We start from the raw sequence: 21,066 nt of genomic DNA on the forward strand, positions 1-21,066 counted from the left end.
CGGGGATGCCGCCGACCACGATGGAGGAGAAATGATCGAACCGGTCTGGGGGCCCGTGCACCGGGACATCGTCGACCTGCTCGCCGATCATCCCGCGGACGTGCCGGCCGTGGTCGATCACCTGACCAAGCTCCAGGACATGCTGGTCCGGCTGCCTCCGCTTGAGGCCAGTTGCCCGCTGGCCGACTTCAACAAGCTCTACCTGACCATCACCAGCAGTGTGCTGGACGGGCTGTACGACGACCGCTTCATCGACCCGGCCTTTCTCTCCCGCCTCGACGTCGAGTTCGCCGCCCGGTATTTCGACGCGATGCGGCTGTGGACCGACTCCAGCCCCGGCACCCCGAAGGCGTGGTCGTGCCTCTTCGAGCGGATGCGGGGGCCGGACGCCCGCCCGTTGCCCTCGGCGGCGGCCGGGGTGAACGCGCACATCAACTTCGACCTGCCGTTCGCCCTGGTGACCACTTTCGACCACCTGGAGTCGGAGCCGGTCGACGGCAGCGACCAGCACCACGACTACCTCGAGATCAACAACATCTTCGCGGACAAGATCCCCGGCCTGCGCCGTGGCTATCTGGAGCGGTGGCAGCTGCTCATCGACATGCTCAACGGCGACATCGACGACTGGTACCAGGGGGAACTGGTCGAGTACACGCGCGATGTCGCCTGGCGTAACGCACAGAAGATCTGGCGGTGCCGGCACGATCCGGACGCCCGCGAGTGTGAGCGCACACGGTTGGACGACAACGCCGCAGCGCTCGGCCGGCTGCTGCTCTCGCCCCTCGGGGCGTTCCTGCAGTAGCCGGGACGGGGGGTCCCCGCGCTCCGCCCCGTGGGGGGCGGCGGAGCGCGGGGGCGCGTCCCACCAGTTCCACCCCGCGTGGCCGCCCGAGGTCGGGTCGGTCAGGCAGGGGGACAGCCGGTCGGCCCGGGGGGTGTCGACCGTCTGCCACCGTCGGCCGGCCCGGGGGGTGTCGGCCGGCGGTGGGGGAGCGCCGGGCCGGGGCCACGTGGACGGCGTGCGGATCCGGGGGTGTCGGCGAGCTCAGATCGGGTACGCCCGCGCCATGACCGTCCTGGCCCGGCGTCGGCCCGCCGCCCGCCCCCGGCCCGCGCGCCCCGGCCCCCTGCGGCCGGGTGGCCCGGTGTCGCGTCCCACCGCTCGGCCCGGCGCCCGATGACCGGCGTCGCGACGCGGTTCCCGTTCCGCTTCGATCCGGTGTTCCGCCCGGTGTTGGCACTGCTGGGGGTCCGCCCGGCGACGGCCTGGGTCGCCGTCACCGAGCGGGACCTGATGATCCGGTACGGGCCGTGGCGGCTGCGGACCGACCGGGGCAACGTCACCGCCGTGGAGCTGAGCGGACCGTACCGCTGGTGGCGGGCCGTCGGCCCGCACCTGTCGCTGGCCGACGGCGGTGCGACCTTCGGCAGCAGTACGGCCGGCGGGATCTGCCTGCGCTTCGGCGTACCGGTGCCGGCGCTGGTGCCCGGCGGGCGGCCCCGGCATCCGGCGGCCACTGTGACCGTCGCCGACCCACCCGCGCTGGCCCGGCTGCTCGCCGTCCCGGACCTGTCCTGAGCAGGCCGTACAGGTCCCCCGTTCCGCCGACCGGGCACCGGGGCACCGCCTACCGTCGGATCAGGACCTGTGAGGGTGGGACTGGCGATGGGTGACGAGCACCGGGGGAAACCACGACGTTGGAACGGACGCCGCCACACGCCGACCGGGCCGGACCCGGCTCTGCGGGCGGCCCGCGATCCGGCACGCCCACACCGGGGCGGCCGGCAGGGGGTCGTGGTGCCGGAACGCGTGGCCACCCCGGCCCGCTCCGCGCCACCGGCCAGCCCGCTGCGCCGGTGGCTCTTCCAGCACCAGGTGCAGCCGCCCGGCCCCGAGGCGACCGAGGGGCAGAACCGTCGGCACGCCTGGTGGCAGGTGATGTGCCTGACCGGTGTCGACTACTTCTCCACGCTGTCGTACCTGCCGGGCATCGCGGCGGTGGCGGCCGGTGCGCTCTCTCCGCTGGCGACCCTGTTGATCGTCGTGCTCACCCTGTTCGGCATGCTGCCGATGTACCGGCGGGTGGCCCACGAGAGCCCGCACGGTCAGGGTTCGGTGGCGATGTTGGAGCGGTTGTTGCCGTTCTGGCGGGGCAAGATCTTCGTCCTCGTGCTGCTCGGCTTCGTGGCCACCTCCTGGATCATCACGATCACCCTCTCCTCGGCCGACGCCACAGTGCACCTGTTGGAGAACCCGTACCTGCCGGACGTCCTGCACGGGTCCCTGGTGCCGGTCGTGGTGACTGTGGCGCTGCTGCTCATCCTCGGTGGGGTGTTCCTGCTCGGGTTCCGCGAGGCGGTGGTCGTGGCCATCCCGCTGGTCGCGGTCTTCCTGGTGCTCAACGCGGTGATCGTCGTGGTCGCGGTGACCCGGATCGTCGGGGACCCGGGCATCGTGTCGAACTGGACGGCGGCGGTGACCACGACCGGTGGCGGACCGGGCCACGTGCTGCTCACCGCCGTGTTGGCGTTCCCGCTGCTGGTGCTGGGGCTGTCCGGTTTCGAGACCGGGGTCAGCATGATGCCGCTGGTCGCGGCCGACGGCCCGGACAAGCAGGCTCGGCTCGCCGCCCGGATCCGCAACACGCGTCGGCTGCTCACCACCGCCGCGCTGATCATGTCGGTGTACCTGATCTCGACGACATTCGTGACCACGGCGCTCATCCCGGAGGAGGAGTTCCGACCCGGAGGCGCCGCGAACGGGCGGGCGCTGGCGTTCCTGGCGCACACCTACCTGGGCGAGGTGTTCGGCACCGTCTACGACGTGAGCAGTGTGCTCATCCTCTGGTTCGCCGGCGCGTCGGCGATGGCCGGGTTGATCAACATCGTGCCGCGCTACCTGCCGTCGTACGGTATGGCGCCGGAGTGGGCGCGGGCGGTACGCCCCGTGGTGATCGTCTACACCGTCGTCAGCGTCGGCATCACGATTGCCTTCCGCGCCGACGTCAACGCCCAGGCCGGGGCGTACGCCACCGGGATCCTGGCCATGATGGTCTCCGGGGCGGTGGCGGTGACGATCTCCGCAGTCCGTCACCACCGGCGTGGTTCCGCGATCGGCTTCACAGTGTTGACCCTGGTGCTGCTGTACGCGCTGCTGGAGAACGTCATCGAACAGCCGGACGGAATCACGATCTCCGCGCTGTTCATCCTCGGCATCATCGTGGTCTCGTTGGTCTCCCGGGTCACCCGGACCACCGAGCTGCGCGCCGAGCGGATCGAGTTCGACGAGGCGGCCCGTCGGTTCATCACCGAGTCGCTGGCGCACGACGGGCAGCTGCACCTGATCGCGAACAAGCGGCAGAAGGGGTCGGTGAAGGAGTACACGGTCAAGGAGCGGGCGCAGCGCGGCATGAATCCGGTGCCCGGGGCAGCGGATGTGCTGTTCCTCGAGATCGATGTGGTCGACCCGTCGGAGTTCAGTCAGGTGCTACGTGTGCACGGGATCGAGGTGGGTGGCTTCCGGGTGCTGCGGGCCAACAGCCCGGCCGCCCCCAACGCGATCGCCGCGATCCTGCTGGCCCTGCGTGATGCGACCGGGGTCCGGCCGCACGCGCACTTCGAGTGGTCGGAGGGGAGCCCGATCGCGCACCTGGCGCGCTATCTCATCCTGGGTCGGGGGGACACCCCACCGGTGGTGCGGGAAATCATCCGCCGGACCGAACGGGACCCGCTGCGCCGGCCCGGCATCCACGTCGGCGGGTGACAGCGATGCCGGTCTGCCAAGCTTTGAAGATGAAAAAGGGCACTATTCACGTTCACACCTTCCTGTCCGTATTGCAGACCTATCGTGACGTTTGGTAGCCGACGAACACGTCGAGCCCCCCGCGCCCGAATCGGCGCGCGGTCACGTCACGTACGCAGGAAGGTAGGCACCGTTGATGTCCACGTACCGAGAGGGAGACCGCGCGACCCGACCCAGACGGCGGTCCCGATGGTTCTTAGCCAGCGGCTTGCTGGCGGGGAGCTTGGTCGTGGGAGCGGCCGGAGCGGCGGCCGCCGCCGACCGCGCCCTCACCCTCCCAGGTCTGGCCCGGCTGACCCCGGCGGCTGACGACGACCGACGCGTCGGCGACCGGCCGGGCACGCAGCCCGAGGCGGACGGCGAGGAGCGGGCCCGCCCGGCCACCCCGGGCACCGGCAAGCGGGGTGTGGTGTCGGTGCCGTGCGACGCCGCGAAGCTGGTGGCGGCGCTGGTCACTGCCAACGCCGAGGGCGGCGGCGAACTCCGCCTCGCGCCCAAGTGCCGCTACACCCTCACTGAGGCGTTCCACGAGACCGACCAGTACGACGGTGGGATCCGTGACGCCCGGGAAGCGGCCGACGCGGCGGAGACCCCCGGCGACGCCGATGCGCCGCCGCACAACCCGGCCGACGACACCGCTGGCCTGCCGGTGATCTACCAGGCCATCACGATCGACGGCGCGGGCGCCACCATCTCCCGGGCCGCCCAGGCCGCTCCGTTCCGCTTCTTCACCGTCCGCGACGGCGGCGAGCTGACCCTGCGCGACATGGAACTGCACAACGGCCGCTCCGCCATCGAGGGCGGCAGCGTGCACGTGGTGCACGGCGCCACCGCCGTGGTGGAACGGGTCACGGTCACCCAGAGCACGTCGCTGTCGCCCGAGGGTGGCGGCGGCGGCATCTTCAACGACGGCAACATGGTGGTCACCGACTCCACGTTCGTCGGCAACAGCGCCGCCGGCGCCGCGGGCAAGGGCGGGGGCCTGCTCAACGGCGGCGTACTGACGGTGAAGCGCTCGGAGTTCCACCGCAACAGCGCCAACGGGTACGGCGGCGGACTCGGCAACTACCGTGGTGCCGCCGACGTGGAGAGCGTCTCCTTCACCCAGAACAGCGCCGGCCAGGGCGGCGGCCTGGCCAGCTTCTCGGCCCGGACGAAGGTCTCCGACACCGAGCTGCTGAACAACACCGCGCAGGTCGGCGGCGGCGCCGCCAACTCCGACGCGGTGCTGGTGATGCGCACGATGACCATCCGCGGCAACACGTCCACAGTCAACGGCGGCGGTGTCTCGACAGTGAAGGGCCTGACGCCGATCGACGACAGCGTGGTCGAGGGCAACACCACCCACGGCCTCGGCGCCGGCATCTACGCCGAGAAGGCGAACCTGCTGGTCCGCGGCAGCGACGTGACCCGCAACGAGGCCGTCGGCGCCGCGTCGAAGGGCGGCGGCATCTACGCCAACGCGGGCTCGGTGGCGATCTACACCAGCAAGGTCACCCACAACGCGTCGACGGTGAAGCCCGGCGGCATCTTCGGCATGCACGCCCAGGTCAAGATCGACGATGAGAGCGTGGTCGTCGAGAACGAGCCGACCAACTGCGAGGGCAGCCAGGTGCCGATCGCGCACTGCTTCCGCTGAACCCACCCGCGTACCCATCCCGAGCGCACCGCCCGTCCGGACGATCGTCCGGACGGGCGGTGCTTCGTCGTCGCTTCTGACCTACTTTCGACACCTGTTCACGGGGGGCTGACGTCACCCCACAGCGCGCAGGCGGCCGGAGAGGTCGCCGGCGAAGAAGTCGAGGAAGCCGTCCGGGTCGGGGCCGGCATTCTGCAGGACGATGTGGTCGAAGCCGGCCTCGACGTACGACCGGACCTTGGCGACGTGCGGTTCCGGGTCCGGGCCGATGGCGAAGAGTTGCCGGATGTGCTTCTCCTCGACGTACGCGCTGGCCGCGTCGAAGTTGACCGGGTTCGGCAGCTCGCTCATCACCTTCCAGCCGGTGACCATCCATCGGCTCGTCTGCAACACCGCCTGCACCGCCTGTTGCTCGTCGGTGGCCCAGGCCAGTGGCACCTCGGCGTAACGCGGGCCCGAACCCTGGGCGCGGCGGTAGTGCTCGACGATCGACGCGTCCGGCTCGGTGGCGAACAGGCCGTCACCCAACTCGGCGGCGAGCCGCGCCGACAGCTCACCGCTGGCCGCCACCGCGATCACGGGCAGGGTGTCCGGCAGATCGAAGACCCGGGCGTCCTCCAGTTGCAGGTGCCGACCCTCGTACGACTGGTAGCCGCCCTGCCAGAGCAGCCGGATGATTTCCAGCGCCTCGCGTAGCCGCTCGTGTCGGCCCCGCACGCTGGGGAAGCCCTGCCCGACCACGTGTTCGTTGAGCCGTTCGCCAGCGCCCACCCCGAGGGTGAACCGCCCGTCGGAGATCAGTGCCATGGTCGCCGCCGCCTGCGCGATGATCGCCGGGTGGTAGCGGACGGTCGGGCAGGTGACACCTGTGGCCAGGCGCAGGGTGCTGGTCCTGGCCGCGATGGCGCCGAGCACGCTCCAGGTGAAGGACGAGTGCCCCTGGGCGTCCAGCCACGGGTGGAAGTGGTCGCTCATCTCGACGAAGTCGAAGCCGGCCCGCTCGGCCAGGACGGCCTGTCGGATGATCTCCTGGGGGCCGTACCCCTCCGAGGCCAACTTGTAGCCGATCTGCATGCCCACGCTCCCGATCCCGTTCGCTGACTGAGGCATCGGCGGTTCCCGGCCCTGGCGCGGACAAACGCCGCCGGACGGCAAACCAGCCTCCTAGGATGCCTTAGCCGGCGTGCGGTACGCCCAGTGTCGCGGCCCGGGCCGGCCTGCGGCACGGCTCGGGCCGGTCTGCCGGTTTCAGACGGTGAGCGGGTGGCCGGCGGCGAGCCAGGTGCGCGCCGGCAGTAGGTCCCTCATCAGGACGGGGGTGAGGGCGCACTGGAGGGTGCTCGGGTGTGTTCCGAGGGCCACTTGCGGTGCCGCGGGAACCGACCTGTGTGGCTGGTGGACCGCACCCCGGTCGAGTGCGCTCGCTGTCGACCCACTGTCGAACGCTGGCAGCGGGCCGGCTGGGACCGGCGCAGCTACGGCGTCCGGGGGAGCGACCTCCAGCGTTCGCTGTGGCTGGCCCGCCATGAGGTATACCGCTCGATACCGCATCCGCCCCGACGGAAGTGACCGACGGTCACCCCCGACCCCCCGACCCCCCGACCCCCCGACCGCCGGCTGCGCCCACGGCCCCCGCCAGGGTTGGGCCCTACTCGTCCAGCGCTCCTGCGCGACCTCGCCGAAACTGCGCCGGCCCGTGCCCCGCAACGGGGGCACGGGCCGGTCTGCGTCTGTTGTCTACTTGGACGGCTCGGGCAGCTTGCAGTCGACCTTCGGGTTGGCGCCGATGTAGTTCAACGGCCCGGCCACGATGGTGACCAGGATGGTGCCGGCCTCGGCGCAGTTGGTGTCGTCGCCGCTGTAATAACCGCGCTGGCCACCGGCGATCGCGCCGATCACCAACCAGATCACGACGATGACTCCGAGAATCGAGGTGCCGCGCATCGCTGCCTCCTGAGGTATGTGGTGGATCTGAGGTGCAGCCGTTGTACCCAATCGGGTCGCGCGGCTAACGGTTGCGTGCTAGGCCCCCCGGGGGATCCCCCATCCGGCCAATGCGATCCGTCGTTGTGTACCGCCCGGGTATCCGCCACCCGCACGGGGTAGTGCCTGTCGGCTATCGGATCGACGACCGACCTCGCCGTCATCCGGGTGGGTGGACGTAGAACTGCCTCACGGCCCCGCCGAGGAGGACTCATGGACGCCCCGACACCGCCCCTCTACATCGACCGCCCCGAGGACGTCGCGGTCGCGGCCCGCGCGCTGGCTGGCGGCGCGATCGTCGCGGCGGCGTTCGCCAACTTCTACGTCATCGTCACGCGTCCCGACGCGGCCACCGTACGTCGGGTCAACCTGGCCAAGGGGCGACCGGTCCAACAGGTCGGCAGCATCACCACCGCGGTCGGCCGGATCCCGGGAATGTTCGACTGGACGCGGATCTCGCCCCGCCTGCCGGTCGGTCGGGTACGAGCGCTGATGGACGCCCTCTACGGGGCCGGGCCGTTCGGCTTCCGTGGGCCCGCGGCGGATCGGCTCCCCGAGCACCTCACCCAGGTCGACCAGGGGATGCGGACCACCCAGGTGATCGCACCAGGGCTGACCTGCCCGTCCAACGCCTTCTTCGAACGGGCGCTCGCCGAGACCGGATCGGATCACCTTTACATCACCTCGGCGAACCGGTCCCGGCATCTCACCGGCGCGGTGGAGGAACCGGCGCACTGGAAGGCGGGCGCCCTCGCCGCCGACTTCGCCCACCTCGACGATCTGGTGGTGCTGGTCCACCGGGACGAGGCAGCGGCCCGCGCCGCATACCCGGGCTACCTCACCACCTCGGTCACCCTGCTCTCGTTCCACGCGCCGGAGGGTGACCTCGAAGAACCGCCGGTGCTCACCGTGGACCGGCACGGATCGCTGCACCTGGACGACGTCCGCCGCGCCGCCGCGCCGCTCGGCCTGCAGGTGCGCCTGGCCGGCACGGCCCGGCAACGGTTGCAGGTCCGGGGGTACGCCGGGGCACTGGTGTGAGCGGCTATCGGATCGGCCTGGTGGTGCCCAGTTCCAACACCACAATGGAAACCGAGATCCCGGCGATGCTGCGCCGACGTGAGACTGTCGATCCGACGGTCCGCTTCACCACCCACGCCAGCCGGGTACGGCTGCGCCAGGTGACGCCCGACGAGTTGGCCCGGATGAACCGCTCCGCCCTGCGGTGTTCCGCCGAGCTGGCCGACGCCCGCTGCGACGTGCTCGCGTACGCCTGCCTGGTGGCGGTGATGTGCGAGGGTGCCGGCGCGCACGAGCGGGCTGAGCGGCGACTGGGCCGCGCGGCCGGTCGCGCCGGGCACGACATGCCGGTGGTGACAAGTGCCGGCGCGCTGGTCGCCGGGCTGCGGGCGCTGGGTGCCCGCCGGGTGGCCCTGATCGCGCCGTACCTGCCGCCGTTGACCGCGACCGTCGCCGCCTACCTCGCCGCGTACGGCGTACAGGTGACCGAGGCGGTGAGCCTTGGCGAGCCGGACAACGTGGCGGTGGGGCGCATCCCCGCGACGCGCCTGGTCGAGCTGGCAGATCGCCTGGACGTGACCGACGTGGATGCGGTGGTCCTCTCCGCCTGCGTTCAGCTGCCGTCGTTGGCGGCGGTGCCGCAGGTGGAGGCCCGTCTCGGTCGTCCGGTGCTCACCGCGGCGACGGCGACAGTGCATCAACTGCTCACCGGCCTGGGTGTCGAGCCGTACGTGCCCGACGCCGGCCGACTGTTGTCCGGCACGATTCCCCGGTGAGTGGCGGGGCCGACGGCGGTGGGGGTGCTTCAGTGCGGCGGTGAAGGGCTCTCCGCTGGCTTGCCGTGGCTACGCCGGAAGTCCGCGTAGGCCACGCCGGCCAGCACCAGCAGCCCACCGAGGGAGGCGAACCCCGGCGGCAGGTACAGCAGACCGGGGGCGATGGTCAGCAGCGCCAGGATCCCGCCGGGCCGGGACCACGACACCCGGCTGAACACCTCGTACTCGAACGCCGCCCGGCCGGCCAGGAACAGCGCTGGTCCGCCGAGGATCACCGCCAGCCAGGCCGGCGGGATCCGCCCGGTCGGCTCGTGCAGCACCAGGTGGAAACCGGAGGCCGTGGTCACCACGCCGGCGATCATCAACAGATGGGTGTACGGGGCGCTGAACAGGAACTTGCTGGGTGACTCGGCCGCCTTGATGGCGACCGGCAGCAGCTCGCCGGACTTGTGGACGTAGATCCGCCAGAGCAGCAGAGTGGTCAGGAACGTCACCGCGAACGCCCCGATGTTCTCGGCCTCGTTGTGCCCCATGCTGAACATGGTGCCGATGGTCAGGATGGCGTCACCGAGCGCGATGATGAAGAACTGCTGGTAGCGCTCGGAGAGATGCTCCGCCGTGACGTTGCGCTGCTTCTCAGGCACCACCCCGAGCCCTGGCACCGGGTACGCGAGCCGGAAGCCGAGGTAGTCGATGGAGAGCGCGATGGCCCAGCACGCGATCCGGGCGTCCCCGCTGACGAAGGCGCCGATGAGCCACGGGATCGCCGAGACCACGAACCAGAGGAAGATGCGGGCCGCCCGCCGCTGGGTCTGCGGTTCGCGGCGTACCGCCGGCATCAGGAACAGTCCGCGCCCCAGGTGGATCGCCACGTACGCTCCGGCGAAGACGAGCCCCCGGGCGTTGAACGCCTCCGGGATCGCCGTGGTCATCAGCAGCGCGCCGAACATCACGGCGCTGATCAACAGCTTGATCTCGGTGCGTTCCGGGTCGTACAGGTCGGTGACCAGCGTGGTGATCGCCCAGGTCCACCAGACGGCGGCCAGCATGATCAGTGCCTGGGCGGCTCGGTGCCAGTCGAGCTGGTCGACCATTCCCCGCGAGATGAGCGCGAGCGCGACCACGTACACCAGGTCGAAGAAGAGTTCGAGGAGGGTGACCCGGCGTGAGGCCTCCGGGTCGCGTACCGGTGGACCGCTGGCCTGCGGCAACCCGGGCTCCGACGCGGGGAGGTGCAAGGGAAACTCCTGCGGAACCGCTCGACTCGACGGACCTGTCCGGTCCACCTCAACGGACGGTAACGAGCGGGCGAACGTGAAACCCGCCGTTCGCGCGCTCGTCCCCCGACCGGGTTGATCGGTGCGGGTGTCCCTCCGTCTTTCTGGAGGTCGGCTAGATCTCCTGCCCACGGGGGGCGGCGAGGGCGTCGACCAGGCGGCGGGCCGAGCCGGCCAGGTTCCATCGTTGGGCGAGCTCGAGCAACCGGTCCGGGTCGGTCGGGGCGCTCGGCAGCGCGGTGGGCAGTTCCGGCAGGGGCACGTCCAGGGCGACCCGGACCACCCTCGGCGCTACGCCCAGGTAGTCGCGTGCCGCGACCAGCTTGGCGCGCAGCCCCGGTGCGAAGGACGAGTCCGAGTCGTCGAGCGCGGCCAGGATGCCGGCGATGCTGCCGTACCGCTCGATCAGCCGGGCGGCGGTCTTCTCGCCGACGCCGGCCACCCCGGGCAGCCCGTCACTCGGGTCGCCGCGTAGCGCGGCGAAGTCGGCGTACCGGTCGGCCGGCACGCCGTAGCGGGCCCGCACCGCGGCGTCGTCGCAGTCGTCGAGCTTGGCGACGCCGCGCCCGACGTAGAGCAGCCGGACCGGTTGGGCGTCGTCGACGAGTTGGAACAGGTCCCGGTCGCCGGAGACCACCTCGACCGGGCCCGGCTGGGTCACCGAGAGGGTGCCAAGCACGTCGTCGGCCTCGTAGCCGGTTGCGCCGACAGCGGTGATGCCCACCGCCGCGAGGACCTCCAGGATCATCGGCACCTGCGGGGAGAGGGTGTCCGGAACGATCTCGCCGCCCTGCGGGGCGACCCGGTGCGCCTTGTAGGACGGCAGCAGGTCCACCCGCCACGCCGGGCGCCAGTCGTAGTCCAGTGCGCAGACCATCCGGTCGGCGCCGCGCACCCGGATCAGGGTGGCGAGCATGTCGAGGAAGCCGCGCACCGCGTTGACCGGGGTGCCGTCCTCGGCCTTGGCGGCGGACTCCGGAATGCCGAAGTAGGCCCGGAAGTAGAGGCTGGCTGCGTCGATCAGCAGGATCGGGGGTCGGTGTGCCACGCCGGACAGCCTGGCACAACCGTCCGACGATCTGGCGTACGCCCGGCCGCGCCGGTGGTGTCAGCGTCGCTCGTCGGGCTGGTAGACGGTCTCCCGCCGGGCCAGGTGCTGCACGACGTAGCTGGTTACCAGCAGCAGGATCGCGACCACCACCTCGACCCAGGCGGCGATGCCGTCGGCGACGGTGAGGCCGATGACCAGGAGGACCAGGCCGACGAGGGCGAGCACGCCGGCCCACAGTTGGCGGCGACGGCGGGTCGCCGCCCGGCTCGCCTGGTTCGCTGCCACGTCGGTCCTCCCGGTCGGGGAGTCCGGGCGGCTCCCCGCTCCCAGGCTATGGCTCCCGGTGGCGTTCGATCAGGGAAACCGACGTGCGAACCGCTGTCGGTCGTCGATGCAAAGCGTTCCAATCCGGAACGGACTATAGTCTGACGGAACCAATGGAGGTAGCCGGTGCGGCGAGAGGATCTTGCCGATGCGGACTGCGGCATCGCGCAGGCGCTCGGCGTGCTGGGGGACTGGTGGACGTTCCTCATCGTGCGCGACGTCGCCGGCGGGACGACCCGCTTCGACGCGCTGCAACGCGAACTGGGCGTCAGCCGGCGGGCGCTGACCGAACGCCTCGCCGCCCTGGTGGAGCACGGTGTGCTGGAGCGCAGGCCGTACTCGCGACACCCACCGCGGTACGACTACCTGCTCACCACGAGGGGCGAGGGGCTGTTGCCGGTGCTGATCGCGTTGCAGGACTGGGGGACCAGGCATCTGATGGGTGACGGTGACGTGACCGCGACGGCCGACGCCGGTTCGGCCGAGGCGCGCCGCGCGCACGACCTGGTGGGCCGGCGGTTGCCCGAGGTCGTTCTGCCCGCAGCCGACGGGCAGCCGGTGGCGGTGGCCGCGACTGACGCGTGGACGGTGCTGTACCTGTTCCCCGGGGCGTACGCGCCGGGGACGCACGGCTATCCGCCCGGCTGGGCGGAGATTCCCGGCGCCCGGGGGTGCACCCTGGAGTCGACCACCTACGCCAAGCGTCATCCGGACTTCCTGACCGCTGGTGTCCGGGTGTACGGCATCAGCACCCAGCGGCCCGACCAGCTCGCCGACTTCGCCGCGTACGCCGAACTGCCGTTTCCGCTGCTGTCCGATCAGGACGGTCGTCTGGGGGCGGGGCTGCTGCTGCCGGTGTTCCGCGCCGGCGGGGTGACCCGGTTCAAGCGGCTGACGCTGCTGGTCGACCCGACGGCGGTGGTGCGGGCCGTGCAGTTCCCGGTCACCGATCCGGCCGGTTCGGTGCAGGAGATGCTCACCCTGGTCCGTGAAATTGCGGGGTCCCCGGCTGACGCCTGAGCGTCGACCGGGGACCCTACGAGCCGGCCGGTCCGAGGCCCCGACGGGCCTTCGACCGGGAGGCAGCGTCAGGCCGGGAGCGTCCAGCGCTGGTTGGCGCCGGCGAAGCAGTCCCAGATCTGCAACCGGGTGCCGTCGGCGGAGCTGTTGTCGCTGGCGTCGAGGCACTTGTTCGACTGCGGGTTGCGCAGCGTGCCGTTGGACTGCGCCTGCCAGACCTGCGCGCCGCTGCCGTTGCAGTCCCAGAGTTGGACCTTCGCGCCGTTGGCGGTGGAGCCGCTGGTGATGTCGGCGCACTTGCCGAGGGCGCGCAGCGTGCTGTCGCTGGCCACGGTCCAGGTCTGCGCGTTGGTGCCGTTGCAGCCCCAGAGCTGGATGGCGGCGCCGTTGGCGGTGCTCGCCGAGGCCACGTCGACGCACTTGCCGGCGATCCCGGTGATCGGGCCGGTACGACCGGTCGGCGGCGGGGTGGTGCCACCCATGATGGTGTCGTACATGGCGCTGAGCAGTGAGGTCGAGCCGCTGGTGTCCTGCGACAGCTCCCAGTTCATCACGCCGCCGGCGTTGGCCAGCGCCCACTGCGTCTTGCGCTTGACCGTCGGAATGCCGTTCCAGCACTGCTGGCTGCCGCCGATGGTGGCGCAGTCCCGGTTGGCGTTCGCCGGGTCCAGTCCGACCAGGTACGAGTAGTTGTAGTAGACGGGGCGGCTGTAGAACGGGATGCCGAGGACGGCCTTGCTGGCCGGGAGGCCGCGGGCCTTCCACAGGTTGATGCTGTTGATCGACCAGTCGTAGTTGGCGTGTGGGCTGCCGCCGTCGTACGCCATGATGTTGAGCCAGTCGACCTGGTTGAAGACGGCCGGCTGCACGCCGTCGACGGAGTAACCCTCGGAGACCACGGCGGCGGTGAGTAGCTTGCCGCGACTGTGCAGGGCGCTGCTGAGCTGGGTCATGAGCGCCGTGTAGTTGTTGGCCGAGGCGCCCGGGTCGGGGTACTCCCAGTCCATGTCGACGCCGTCGAGGTTGTACTGGTTGACGAAGTTGACCAGGTTGTTGACGAAGTTGGTGCGGCTGGTGGAGTTGGCGGCGAGCGCCTCGAAGGCCGAGTCGTTGCCGTCGTTCCAGCCGCCGACGGCGATGGAGACCTTGACGTTGTTGGCGTGCCCCTGCGAGACCAGCGAGGAGAGCCGAGCCCCGTCCACCCCCTGCAGGGTGCCGTTGCTGTTGGGCAGGACGAAGGCGTAGTTGATGTGGGTGAGCTTGTTGTACTGGATGGTGTTGATGTTGCCGGCCCAGGAGGGCATGTAGCCGACGCTCTTGAAGTTGTTCGGCAGCACGACGGCCTGCGCGGGGGCGCTGGTGACGGTGAGGGTGGCGCCGGCCGTGGCCAGCGCGAGTAGGCCGGCGGCGAGGGCGCGGCGCAGTGGTGAGGACATCGGGGGCCTTCCCGTGGGCGGGGGACGACACCCGCCCGCGCAGGGTTGTCGCGGGCGGGGGATGCGGGGACGCAGGGACGGGTGGGCCTCGAGGCAGCCAAATCTTAAAGAGTGTTAACTGTCCGAGTCAATCAACATCAATGGATTTGTGGCCGGTCGGTGGGAATAGGGGGTTTGCCCAAACGACCGTTAAGCTGACGGGGTGGGAATCGACGAGCTGTATCCGCCCGACCGGCTGATCGCCGCGCAGCGCGCGACGGCCGCCGCCGGCCTGGACGCCCTGCTGCTCACCCCCGGCTCGGACCTGCGCTACCTGACCGGGTACGACGCTCACGCGGGGGAGCGGCTGACCTGTCTGGTGCTGCCCGCCGAGGGCGAGCCGACCCTCGTCGTGCCCCGACTCGAACGCCCGGCCGCCGAGGCATCCCCAGCGCCGGCGACCGGGGTCCGCATCGTCGACCACGTCGACGGCGCCGACCCGTACCCCCTGGTCGTCGCCGCCCTCGACGGCCCGGTCGCGGCGCTCGGGCTCGCCGACCGGATGTGGGCCGAGCAGGTTCTCGGCCTGCGCGCGGCGCTGCCCGACGCCACGCAACGGGTCGCCGGGGAGGTGCTGCGCGAGCTGCGGATCCGCAAGTCCCCGGCGGAGATCGCGGCGCTCGCCGAGGCCGGCGCGGCGATCGACGAGGTGCACCTGCGAATGGGCGAGTGGCTGCGCCCCGGGCGCACCGAGGCCGAGGTCGCCACCGACATCGCCGCGGCGATCCGCGCCGCCGGGCACGTCACCGTCGACTTCGTCATCGTGGCGGCCGGGCCGAACGGGGCCAGCCCGCACCACGGCACCTCCGACCGGCCGATCGGCGTCGGCGAGCCGGTGGTGGTCGACATCGGCGGAACGATGGCGTCGGGCTACCGCTCGGACTGCACCCGCACCTATGTGGCGGGCGGGTCGGCGCCGGCCGACTTCCTGGACTACTACGCGGTGCTGTGCGACGCCCAGCGCGCTGCCGTCGCGGCGGTGCGGCCCGGGATCACCGGCGCGGCGGCCGACGCCGCGGCCCGGGCGCCGATCGCCGCCGCCGGCTACGGTGCCGCGTTCCTGCACCGCACCGGCCACGGCATCGGTCTCGACGGGCACGAGGAGCCGTACCTGGTGGCCGGCAACGACCGACCCCTCGAGGCCGGCATGGCGTTCTCCATCGAACCGGGCATCTACCTGGCGGGCCGGCACGGCGCCCGCATCGAGGACATCGTCGTCTGCACCACTGACGGCGTGCAACGGCTCAACATCACCCCCACGGAGCTCATCGCGCTATGACTGTCGACCGGATCCTCCCCACCGACGAGGCCCACGACCTGCTGGGCCTCGCCACCGAGCTCGCCGACCGCGAGCTCGCGCCGAAGGCCGCGGCCTTCGAGGAACGCGCCGAGTTCCCCCGCGAGGTGCTGCGCACGCTGGGCCGGGCCGGCCTGCTCGGCCTGCCCTATTTGGAGGAGTACGGCGGCGCGGCGCAGCCGTACGAGGTGTACCTGCAGGTGCTGGAGATCCTGGCCAGCCGCTGGCTGGCGGTCGCCGAGGCGGTCAGCGTGCACACCCTGTCCTGCTACCCGGTGGCGGCGTTCGGCACCGACGAGCAGCGCAAGCTGCTGCCGGACATGCTCGGTGGCGAGCTGCTGGGCGCGTACTGCCTCTCCGAGCCGCAGGGTGGCTCGGACGCGGCGGCGCTGACCACCCGGGCGGACCGGGACGGCGACGCGTACCTGGTCTCCGGCACCAAGGCGTGGATCACCCACGCCCGGACGGCCGACTTCTACAACGTCTTCTGCCGCACCGGCGGGCCCGGCCCGAAGGGGATCTCCTGCCTGCTCGCCGACGCGGGCACGGCCGGTATCACCCCGCAGGCGGCCGAGCGGACGATGGGGCTGCGCGCCTCCCCGGTGGCGCAGATCGCCTTCGACGAGGCGCGGGTGCCGGCCGACCGGCTGATCGGCGGCGAGGGGATGGGCTTCACCATCGCCATGTCCGCGCTGGATTCCGGCCGGCTGGGCATCGCGGCGTGCGCGGTGGGGCTGGCCCAGGCCGCCCTGGACTACGCGGTCACCTACGCCCGGGAGCGGCAGCAGTTCGGGCGTTCCATCATCGACTTCCAGGGGCTGGGGTTCCTCCTCGCCGACGCGGCCACCCAGATCTCCGCCGCCCGCGCGCTGACCCTGGCGGCGGCCCGGCTGCGCGACGCCGGCCGCCCGTACGCGATCGAGGCGGCCAAGGCGAAGCTCTTCGCCACCGACATGGCGATGCGGGTGACCACCGACGCGGTGCAGGTGCTCGGCGGCGCGGGTTACGTGGCCGACCACCCGGTGGAGCGGTACATGCGCGAGGCGAAGGTGCTGCAGATCGTGGAGGGCACCAACCAGATCCAGCGGATGGTGATCTCCCGGGCCCTCGCGAAGGACTGACGACGGTACGTGATGGCGCGGGCCGCGGTGGGTGCGTCACCGCCCACCGCGGCCCGCCACCCGGGTACCTCGTCGCCGTGCGACGGTTTTCCCGGTAGGTTGCACGCCGTGGAGGAGATCGACCGCGCTATCGTCGCCGCGCTGACCGCCGACGGCCGTCTGTCGTACACCGACCTGGCCGAGCGGGTGGGGCTGTCGGTGTCCGCCGTGCACCAGCGGGTCCGCCGGCTGGAGCAGCGCGGGGTGATCAAGGGGTACGCCGCCCGGGTGTCGTTCGAGGCGCTGGACCTGCCGCTGACCGCGTTCGTGGCGATCCGGCCGTTCGATCCGTCGCAGCCGGACGACGCGCCGGAGCGGCTGGCTCACCTGCCGGAGATCGACTCCTGCTACTCGGTGGCGGGGGAGGACTTCTACCTGCTGCTGGTGCGGGTGGCCAGCCCCACCGATCTGGAGCGGGTGCTGCAGGAGATCCGCACCTCGGCGAACGTCACCACCCGCACGACTGTGGTGTTGTCGACCCCGTACGAGAACCGGCCGCCGAAGATCAGCGCTGCGGCACCGAGTCGGTCGCGGTCCCGGGCGCCGGAGGAGCCGGCTGGTTCCACCGCAGGATGACCTGTCGGCCGTGCTCGTGACCGAGCGCGCTGACCGTTGCGGTGTCCAGGCGTAGCCGTCCACCGGCGGACGGGGGCAGGCCGATCCAGCGGGCACCGAGCACCCGCAGGCTGTGCGCGTGCCCGACCAGCGCGACGGTGCCGCGGTCGAGCAGCGGGGTGACGCGGGCCAGCACCCGGTCGAGCCGTTCGCCCACCTGGGCGGGGGACTCCCCGCCGGGGCAGCCGTCGGTCCAGATGTTCCAGTGCGGATCGTCGTCGTGGATGTCGACTGTGGTGCGGCCCTCGTACTCGCCGTAGTTCCACTCGCTGAGGTCCTCGTCCACGGCGTCGACGGTGAGCCCGGCCAGCTGCGCGGTGCGCAGCGCCCGGGAGCGGGGGCTGGTCAGCACGGTGACGAAGCGCCGGCCGGCCAGGAACGCGGCCAGGGTGCGGGCCTGTCGTTCGCCGTCGGGGGTCAGCTCCAGGTCGGAGTACGAGGTGTGCCGCAGGCTGGCGCTCCAGGTGGTCTCGCCGTGCCGGATCAGCAGGAGCTCTCCCATGCGGTCAGTTAACCATCGCGGGGCGGGGCGGACAGGCGACCCACCTACAACCTATCTTCCTAGGATGCCTTAGCGGGTGTGCCGACCGGCACCGCCAGTTTCGGCACCGGGAGACCGGGCAAACGAGCCACGGCAACCGCCAGACCGAGGAGGCGCGATGAGCTTCACCGAGAAGGCAAAGAACAAGGTTGAGCAGGTGACCGGTGCCGCGCGGCAGCGCGTCGGCGACATGACCGACAACGAGTCGATGCGTGGTGGGGGCGCGAGCCAGCAGAGCGACGCGCGCGCCAAGCAGGCCGGGCAGAGCATGAAGGATGCCGGCAGCAAGATTAAGGACGCCTTCAACAAGTGACCTGAGCGGTCGTCGGGTCCCCGGGCAGGTGCTGCCCGGGGACCCGACACGTGTGGGCCGCTAGGGTCGGCGACCTGACGGTGCTGCGTTCCCTGGTGTTGTTCGTGCTGGCCGCGCTGGCCGAGATCGGCGGCGCCTGGCTGGTCTGGCAGGGCTGGCGGGAGCAGCGCGGGCTGTGGTGGGTCGCGGCCGGGGTGGTCGCGCTGGGCTGCTATGGCTTCGTCGCGACGTTCCAGCCGGACCCGAACTTCGGCCGGATCCTGGCCGCGTACGGCGGGGTGTTCGTGGCCGGGTCGCTGGGCTGGGCGATGGTGGTGGACGGCTTCCGCCCGGACCGGTGGGACCTCACCGGCGCGGCGCTCTGCCTGCTCGGCGTGGCCGTCATCATGTACGCCCCGCGCGGGGGATCCGCCTGAACCCGGGCGCGAGACTTGATCGGGTGGTGCTCGGTGGGCGGTGTGTCCGGCACCGCTCGGGCGGGGCTGAGACGCGCACCCGCGAGCCCTCACGACGGCACGTGGGGCAGTGAGAGGCTTTCGCGTCTGCGATGATCTGCGGCGTGATCCGAGCTCGGCTACGCCCGTCTCTTGGCGTACTGGTTGTGGCGGCCATCCTCGGCAGTGCCGGGTGTGAAGCGTCCCGGGTGCCACCCTCGGACCAGCCGGTCTTCGTCGGTTCGGCCGCCTCGTCGAGCCCGTCCACGCCATCCGTCGCGCCGTCGGTCGGTGCCTCTTCGGGGGCGCCTTCCGCAGGTGTCGGCCCAGCCGTGCCGTCGGTCGGTGTCCCGTCGCCGCCGGCGTTCGCCTCGGTGCCGGGGGCGACGCCGACCGGGACCAGGGCGCCGGTGGTGGATCACGGTCCGCGTACCGGTGCGAAGGTGGCGTTGACCTTCGACGCGGACATGACCGACGGGATGTTGGCCAGTTTGCGGGCCGGCCGGGTGAAGTCGTACGCGAACCTGCGCATCCTCGACCTGCTGGAGCGGGAGCAGGTGCCGGCGACGTTCTTCCTGACCGGCAAGTGGGTGCAGCGGTATCCGGACGTGACCCGGCGGATCGCCGGTAATTCGCGCTTCGAGTTGGCCAACCACACGTACGGGCACGCGGCGTTCACCGCTGACTGTTACGACCTGCCGCGGCTGCCGGTGGACGAGTTGGCCGCCGACGTGGCGAAGACGTTCGAGGTGATCGCGCCGTACGGGGGTCGGCAGACCAGGTACTTCCGGTTTCCGGGTTTGTGCCATGACGCGGCGGCGTTGGACGCGTTGGGGCCGTTGGGTGTGACGGTGGTCGACGGGGACGTGGTCAGCGGTGATCCGTTCGCGACGGCGTGGAAGCCGCTGGTGCGGGCGGTGTTGGACCACGTCCGCCCCGGGTCCGTGGTGATCATGCACGTGACCGAGGCGAACGCGGCGATGACCGATGAGGCGTTGCCGCACATCCTGGCCGGGTTGCGGGAGCGGGGGCTGGTGGCGGCGCCGTTGTCCGAGGTGCTGGCCGGCGCCTGAGCCGGCGCGGGCAGCCGGGCCGTCACGCTCGTTCCGTGCCGAGCGATGTGCGCTCGCCGTCACCGTGACGGAGGGACCGCCGGGCGTCGGTCACCAGCATCAGCACCAAAATGGCGATTGTGGTGACGAGCTGAATGGTCGCCGGGAGGCTGACGCCGATGGCGACGGTGGCCAGCGCTGCCGCCGCGGCGGCGAGTCGGGTCGGGGGGATGGCCACGCGTAGGGCGCGCCGCACGGCGGCGATGCCGACCAGGTAGAGCGCGGTGCCGCCGCCGAGGGCGAGGGCGGCGCCGGTGGTGGCCGGTTCATCGGGTCGGGCGACGGCGGCATGGAGGCCGGCGACTGTCGAGATGACGCCGAGCAGCAGCAGGAAGTGGGGGAACACGTAGGTGCGGGCGGCCATCCGGCTGCGTGCGGCGGGGGTGGCGGCGGCCAGGGCCGCGGTGGCGGGTCGGGTGTCGGTGAAGTAGGTCCACCACAGGGCGGCGGGTATGGCGAGGGCGAGCACGATCGCGGCGGCCGTTGCGGCGGTGAGCTGGTCGGCGGGTACTCCCATGCCGATGGTGACGACGGATTCGCCGAGGGCGACGATGACGAGCAGTCCGTGTCGTTCGACGAAGTGCGCGGGGCGCAGGTGGAAGGCGTCGGGGGCGCCGATCCAGGAGAGGCGGGGGAGCAGGTAGGGCAGGACGGACTGGGTGAAGACGGCGGCGGCCCAGAGGGCGGGTACGGCGGGGCCGGTGAACGCGGCGGCGACGAGGACGAGGAGCGCGGCTCCGAAGTTGTAGGGCGCGAGTCGCAGTGCGCCGCGGCGGGCGTTGGTGTGCAGGAACAGGATGAGGTGGACGGTGACCACGACGAGGTAGCCGACGGCGAAGAGCGCGCCGCCGCCGGTGAGGGCGTCGGGTAGGGCGACGGCGCTGAGCAGGAAGCCGGCCATGCCGGCGAAGAGCAGCAGTCTGGTGGCGTTCTGTCGGGGTGGCAGGTGGTTGTTGAGCCAGGCGTAGCCGGTGTAGAGGTACCAGAGCAGGCCGAGGATGAGGGTGATGCGGCCGAATCCGACCCAGTTGAGGTGGGTTTCGAGGGCGTGGGCCAGTTGGGTGACGGTGAGGACGAACACGACGTCGAAGAAGACTTCGTCGAGTGTGACCCGGTCGCCGGTGCCCGTGTCGGGGGCGGGCCGCGGGTGTCTCATGGTGGTGGACGCTAGTCGTCGGCGGTGGGTGGTGTTCCTGGGTTGAGGATTCGCCCGGGGAAGCGCCGTGG

General features: G+C 71.4%; 21 protein-coding genes. 13 read left to right on the forward strand and 8 right to left on the reverse strand.

Annotated elements, in window-relative coordinates:
• The first annotated feature begins 31 nt into the window (after nucleotides 1–31).
• The 4 genes from ABZU74_RS29635 to ABZU74_RS29650 all read left to right on the forward strand — a co-directional run bounded on the left by ABZU74_RS29635 (nucleotide 32) and on the right by ABZU74_RS29650 (nucleotide 5,441).
• A complete protein-coding gene (locus ABZU74_RS29635; RefSeq protein WP_238670692.1) occupies nucleotides 32–802 on the forward strand; it encodes a DUF5995 family protein in 771 nt (256 codons plus the stop codon).
• Nucleotides 803–1,177: 375 nt separating this feature from the next.
• Nucleotides 1,178–1,579, forward strand: coding sequence for a hypothetical protein (locus tag ABZU74_RS29640; protein ID WP_355430639.1), 402 nt, complete (start codon nucleotides 1,178–1,180; stop codon nucleotides 1,577–1,579).
• Between the two features lie 87 nt (nucleotides 1,580–1,666).
• Nucleotides 1,667–3,763 carry an amino acid transporter gene (locus ABZU74_RS29645; RefSeq protein WP_355430642.1) on the forward strand — a complete coding sequence of 699 codons (2,097 nt, stop codon included), beginning with the start codon at nucleotides 1,667–1,669 and terminating at the stop codon, nucleotides 3,761–3,763.
• A gap of 175 nt (nucleotides 3,764–3,938) precedes the next feature.
• Nucleotides 3,939–5,441, forward strand: a complete 1,503-nt coding sequence (locus tag ABZU74_RS29650; protein ID WP_355430645.1) for a hypothetical protein — start codon at nucleotides 3,939–3,941, stop codon at nucleotides 5,439–5,441.
• 114 nt (nucleotides 5,442–5,555) lie between these two features.
• Here the strand turns inward: ABZU74_RS29650 and ABZU74_RS29655 are convergent, their stop codons facing one another.
• Both ABZU74_RS29655 and ABZU74_RS29660 read right to left on the reverse strand, forming a co-directional pair.
• A complete protein-coding gene (locus ABZU74_RS29655; RefSeq protein WP_355430712.1) occupies nucleotides 5,556–6,515 on the reverse strand; it encodes a TIGR03557 family F420-dependent LLM class oxidoreductase in 960 nt (319 codons plus the stop codon).
• A 663-nt stretch (nucleotides 6,516–7,178) separates the two neighbouring features.
• On the reverse strand, nucleotides 7,179–7,385 hold the full coding sequence (locus tag ABZU74_RS29660; RefSeq protein ID WP_007460667.1) for a hypothetical protein: 207 nt from the start codon (nucleotides 7,383–7,385) through the stop codon (nucleotides 7,179–7,181).
• Between the two features lie 252 nt (nucleotides 7,386–7,637).
• On the opposite strand from ABZU74_RS29660, the gene ABZU74_RS29665 reads away from it, so the two are divergent.
• Both ABZU74_RS29665 and ABZU74_RS29670 read left to right on the forward strand, forming a co-directional pair.
• On the forward strand, nucleotides 7,638–8,465 hold the full coding sequence (locus ABZU74_RS29665; protein WP_355430648.1) for a hypothetical protein: 828 nt from the start codon (nucleotides 7,638–7,640) through the stop codon (nucleotides 8,463–8,465).
• A 44-nt stretch (nucleotides 8,466–8,509) separates the two neighbouring features.
• A complete protein-coding gene (locus ABZU74_RS29670) occupies nucleotides 8,510–9,220 on the forward strand; it encodes an Asp/Glu racemase (protein ID WP_355430651.1) in 711 nt (236 codons plus the stop codon).
• 29 nt (nucleotides 9,221–9,249) lie between these two features.
• Here the strand turns inward: ABZU74_RS29670 and ABZU74_RS29675 are convergent, their stop codons facing one another.
• From ABZU74_RS29675 to ABZU74_RS29685, 3 genes are all read right to left on the reverse strand, one after another.
• Nucleotides 9,250–10,458 carry a low temperature requirement protein A gene (locus ABZU74_RS29675; protein WP_355430654.1) on the reverse strand — a complete coding sequence of 403 codons (1,209 nt, stop codon included), beginning with the start codon at nucleotides 10,456–10,458 and terminating at the stop codon, nucleotides 9,250–9,252.
• Between the two features lie 154 nt (nucleotides 10,459–10,612).
• On the reverse strand, nucleotides 10,613–11,545 hold the full coding sequence (locus ABZU74_RS29680; protein ID WP_355430657.1) for a 5'-3' exonuclease: 933 nt from the start codon (nucleotides 11,543–11,545) through the stop codon (nucleotides 10,613–10,615).
• 60 nt (nucleotides 11,546–11,605) lie between these two features.
• A complete protein-coding gene (locus ABZU74_RS29685) occupies nucleotides 11,606–11,833 on the reverse strand; it encodes a hypothetical protein (RefSeq protein WP_355430660.1) in 228 nt (75 codons plus the stop codon).
• 165 nt (nucleotides 11,834–11,998) lie between these two features.
• Between ABZU74_RS29685 and ABZU74_RS29690 the strand changes: the two genes are divergently transcribed.
• A complete protein-coding gene (locus ABZU74_RS29690) occupies nucleotides 11,999–12,892 on the forward strand; it encodes a winged helix-turn-helix transcriptional regulator (RefSeq protein ID WP_355430663.1) in 894 nt (297 codons plus the stop codon).
• A 68-nt stretch (nucleotides 12,893–12,960) separates the two neighbouring features.
• On the opposite strand, the gene ABZU74_RS29695 is transcribed toward ABZU74_RS29690, so the two are convergent.
• Complete coding sequence (locus ABZU74_RS29695; RefSeq protein ID WP_355430666.1) at nucleotides 12,961–14,328, reverse strand: glycosyl hydrolase family 18 protein; 1,368 nt, start codon at nucleotides 14,326–14,328, stop codon at nucleotides 12,961–12,963.
• 202 nt (nucleotides 14,329–14,530) lie between these two features.
• Between ABZU74_RS29695 and ABZU74_RS29700 the strand changes: the two genes are divergently transcribed.
• The 3 genes from ABZU74_RS29700 (at nucleotide 14,531) to ABZU74_RS29710 (ending at nucleotide 17,400) form a co-directional block, all read left to right on the forward strand.
• Nucleotides 14,531–15,646: a Xaa-Pro peptidase family protein gene (locus ABZU74_RS29700; RefSeq protein WP_355430669.1), complete on the forward strand. Its 1,116-nt coding sequence runs from the start codon at nucleotides 14,531–14,533 to the stop codon at nucleotides 15,644–15,646.
• Entirely contained in the window at nucleotides 15,643–16,785 is a 1,143-nt protein-coding gene (locus tag ABZU74_RS29705) for an acyl-CoA dehydrogenase family protein (protein WP_355430672.1), read from the forward strand. The genes ABZU74_RS29700 and ABZU74_RS29705 overlap by 4 nt, the downstream gene beginning before the upstream one ends.
• A gap of 108 nt (nucleotides 16,786–16,893) precedes the next feature.
• Nucleotides 16,894–17,400 carry an Lrp/AsnC family transcriptional regulator gene (locus ABZU74_RS29710; RefSeq protein ID WP_355430675.1) on the forward strand — a complete coding sequence of 169 codons (507 nt, stop codon included), beginning with the start codon at nucleotides 16,894–16,896 and terminating at the stop codon, nucleotides 17,398–17,400.
• Here the strand turns inward: ABZU74_RS29710 and ABZU74_RS29715 are convergent.
• Nucleotides 17,330–17,941, reverse strand: coding sequence for a histidine phosphatase family protein (locus ABZU74_RS29715; RefSeq protein ID WP_355430681.1), 612 nt, complete (start codon nucleotides 17,939–17,941; stop codon nucleotides 17,330–17,332). The two genes, ABZU74_RS29710 and ABZU74_RS29715, sit on opposite strands and share 71 nt — an antisense overlap.
• A 157-nt stretch (nucleotides 17,942–18,098) precedes the next feature.
• On the opposite strand from ABZU74_RS29715, the gene ABZU74_RS29720 reads away from it, so the two are divergent.
• From ABZU74_RS29720 to ABZU74_RS29730, 3 genes are all read left to right on the forward strand, one after another.
• Nucleotides 18,099–18,293, forward strand: coding sequence for a CsbD family protein (locus ABZU74_RS29720; RefSeq protein ID WP_355430684.1), 195 nt, complete (start codon nucleotides 18,099–18,101; stop codon nucleotides 18,291–18,293).
• A gap of 74 nt (nucleotides 18,294–18,367) precedes the next feature.
• Nucleotides 18,368–18,709, forward strand: coding sequence for a YnfA family protein (locus ABZU74_RS29725; RefSeq protein WP_355430715.1), 342 nt, complete (start codon nucleotides 18,368–18,370; stop codon nucleotides 18,707–18,709).
• A 350-nt stretch (nucleotides 18,710–19,059) separates the two neighbouring features.
• Nucleotides 19,060–19,800 carry a polysaccharide deacetylase family protein gene (locus tag ABZU74_RS29730; protein WP_355430687.1) on the forward strand — a complete coding sequence of 247 codons (741 nt, stop codon included), beginning with the start codon at nucleotides 19,060–19,062 and terminating at the stop codon, nucleotides 19,798–19,800.
• Nucleotides 19,801–19,822: 22 nt separating this feature from the next.
• Here ABZU74_RS29730 and ABZU74_RS29735 read toward each other — a convergent pair whose 3' ends face one another.
• Nucleotides 19,823–20,995, reverse strand: a complete 1,173-nt coding sequence (locus ABZU74_RS29735; RefSeq protein WP_355430689.1) for a low temperature requirement protein A — start codon at nucleotides 20,993–20,995, stop codon at nucleotides 19,823–19,825.
• Nucleotides 20,996–21,066: the final 71 nt, after the last annotated feature.

Source organism: Micromonospora sp. NPDC005171, from assembly GCF_040608575.1.
Lineage (GTDB): Bacteria > Actinomycetota > Actinomycetes > Mycobacteriales > Micromonosporaceae > Micromonospora.

Excerpts from the sequence above, each read along its gene's own strand:
- ABZU74_RS29635 (WP_238670692.1), top strand. The coding sequence starts at position 32 with ATGATCGAACCGGTCTGGGGGCCCGTGCACCGGGACATCGTCGACCTG.
- ABZU74_RS29640 (WP_355430639.1), top strand. The coding sequence starts at position 1,178 with ATGACCGGCGTCGCGACGCGGTTCCCGTTCCGCTTCGATCCGGTGTTC.
- ABZU74_RS29645 (WP_355430642.1), top strand. The coding sequence starts at position 1,667 with ATGGGTGACGAGCACCGGGGGAAACCACGACGTTGGAACGGACGCCGC.
- ABZU74_RS29650 (WP_355430645.1), top strand. The coding sequence starts at position 3,939 with ATGTCCACGTACCGAGAGGGAGACCGCGCGACCCGACCCAGACGGCGG.
- ABZU74_RS29655 (WP_355430712.1), bottom strand. The coding sequence starts at position 6,515 with ATGCAGATCGGCTACAAGTTGGCCTCGGAGGGGTACGGCCCCCAGGAG.
- ABZU74_RS29660 (WP_007460667.1), bottom strand. The coding sequence starts at position 7,385 with ATGCGCGGCACCTCGATTCTCGGAGTCATCGTCGTGATCTGGTTGGTG.
- ABZU74_RS29665 (WP_355430648.1), top strand. The coding sequence starts at position 7,638 with ATGGACGCCCCGACACCGCCCCTCTACATCGACCGCCCCGAGGACGTC.
- ABZU74_RS29670 (WP_355430651.1), top strand. The coding sequence starts at position 8,510 with ATGGAAACCGAGATCCCGGCGATGCTGCGCCGACGTGAGACTGTCGAT.
- ABZU74_RS29695 (WP_355430666.1), bottom strand. The coding sequence starts at position 14,328 with ATGTCCTCACCACTGCGCCGCGCCCTCGCCGCCGGCCTACTCGCGCTG.
- ABZU74_RS29705 (WP_355430672.1), top strand. The coding sequence starts at position 15,643 with ATGACTGTCGACCGGATCCTCCCCACCGACGAGGCCCACGACCTGCTG.
- ABZU74_RS29715 (WP_355430681.1), bottom strand. The coding sequence starts at position 17,941 with ATGGGAGAGCTCCTGCTGATCCGGCACGGCGAGACCACCTGGAGCGCC.
- ABZU74_RS29720 (WP_355430684.1), top strand. The coding sequence starts at position 18,099 with ATGAGCTTCACCGAGAAGGCAAAGAACAAGGTTGAGCAGGTGACCGGT.
- ABZU74_RS29735 (WP_355430689.1), bottom strand. The coding sequence starts at position 20,995 with ATGAGACACCCGCGGCCCGCCCCCGACACGGGCACCGGCGACCGGGTC.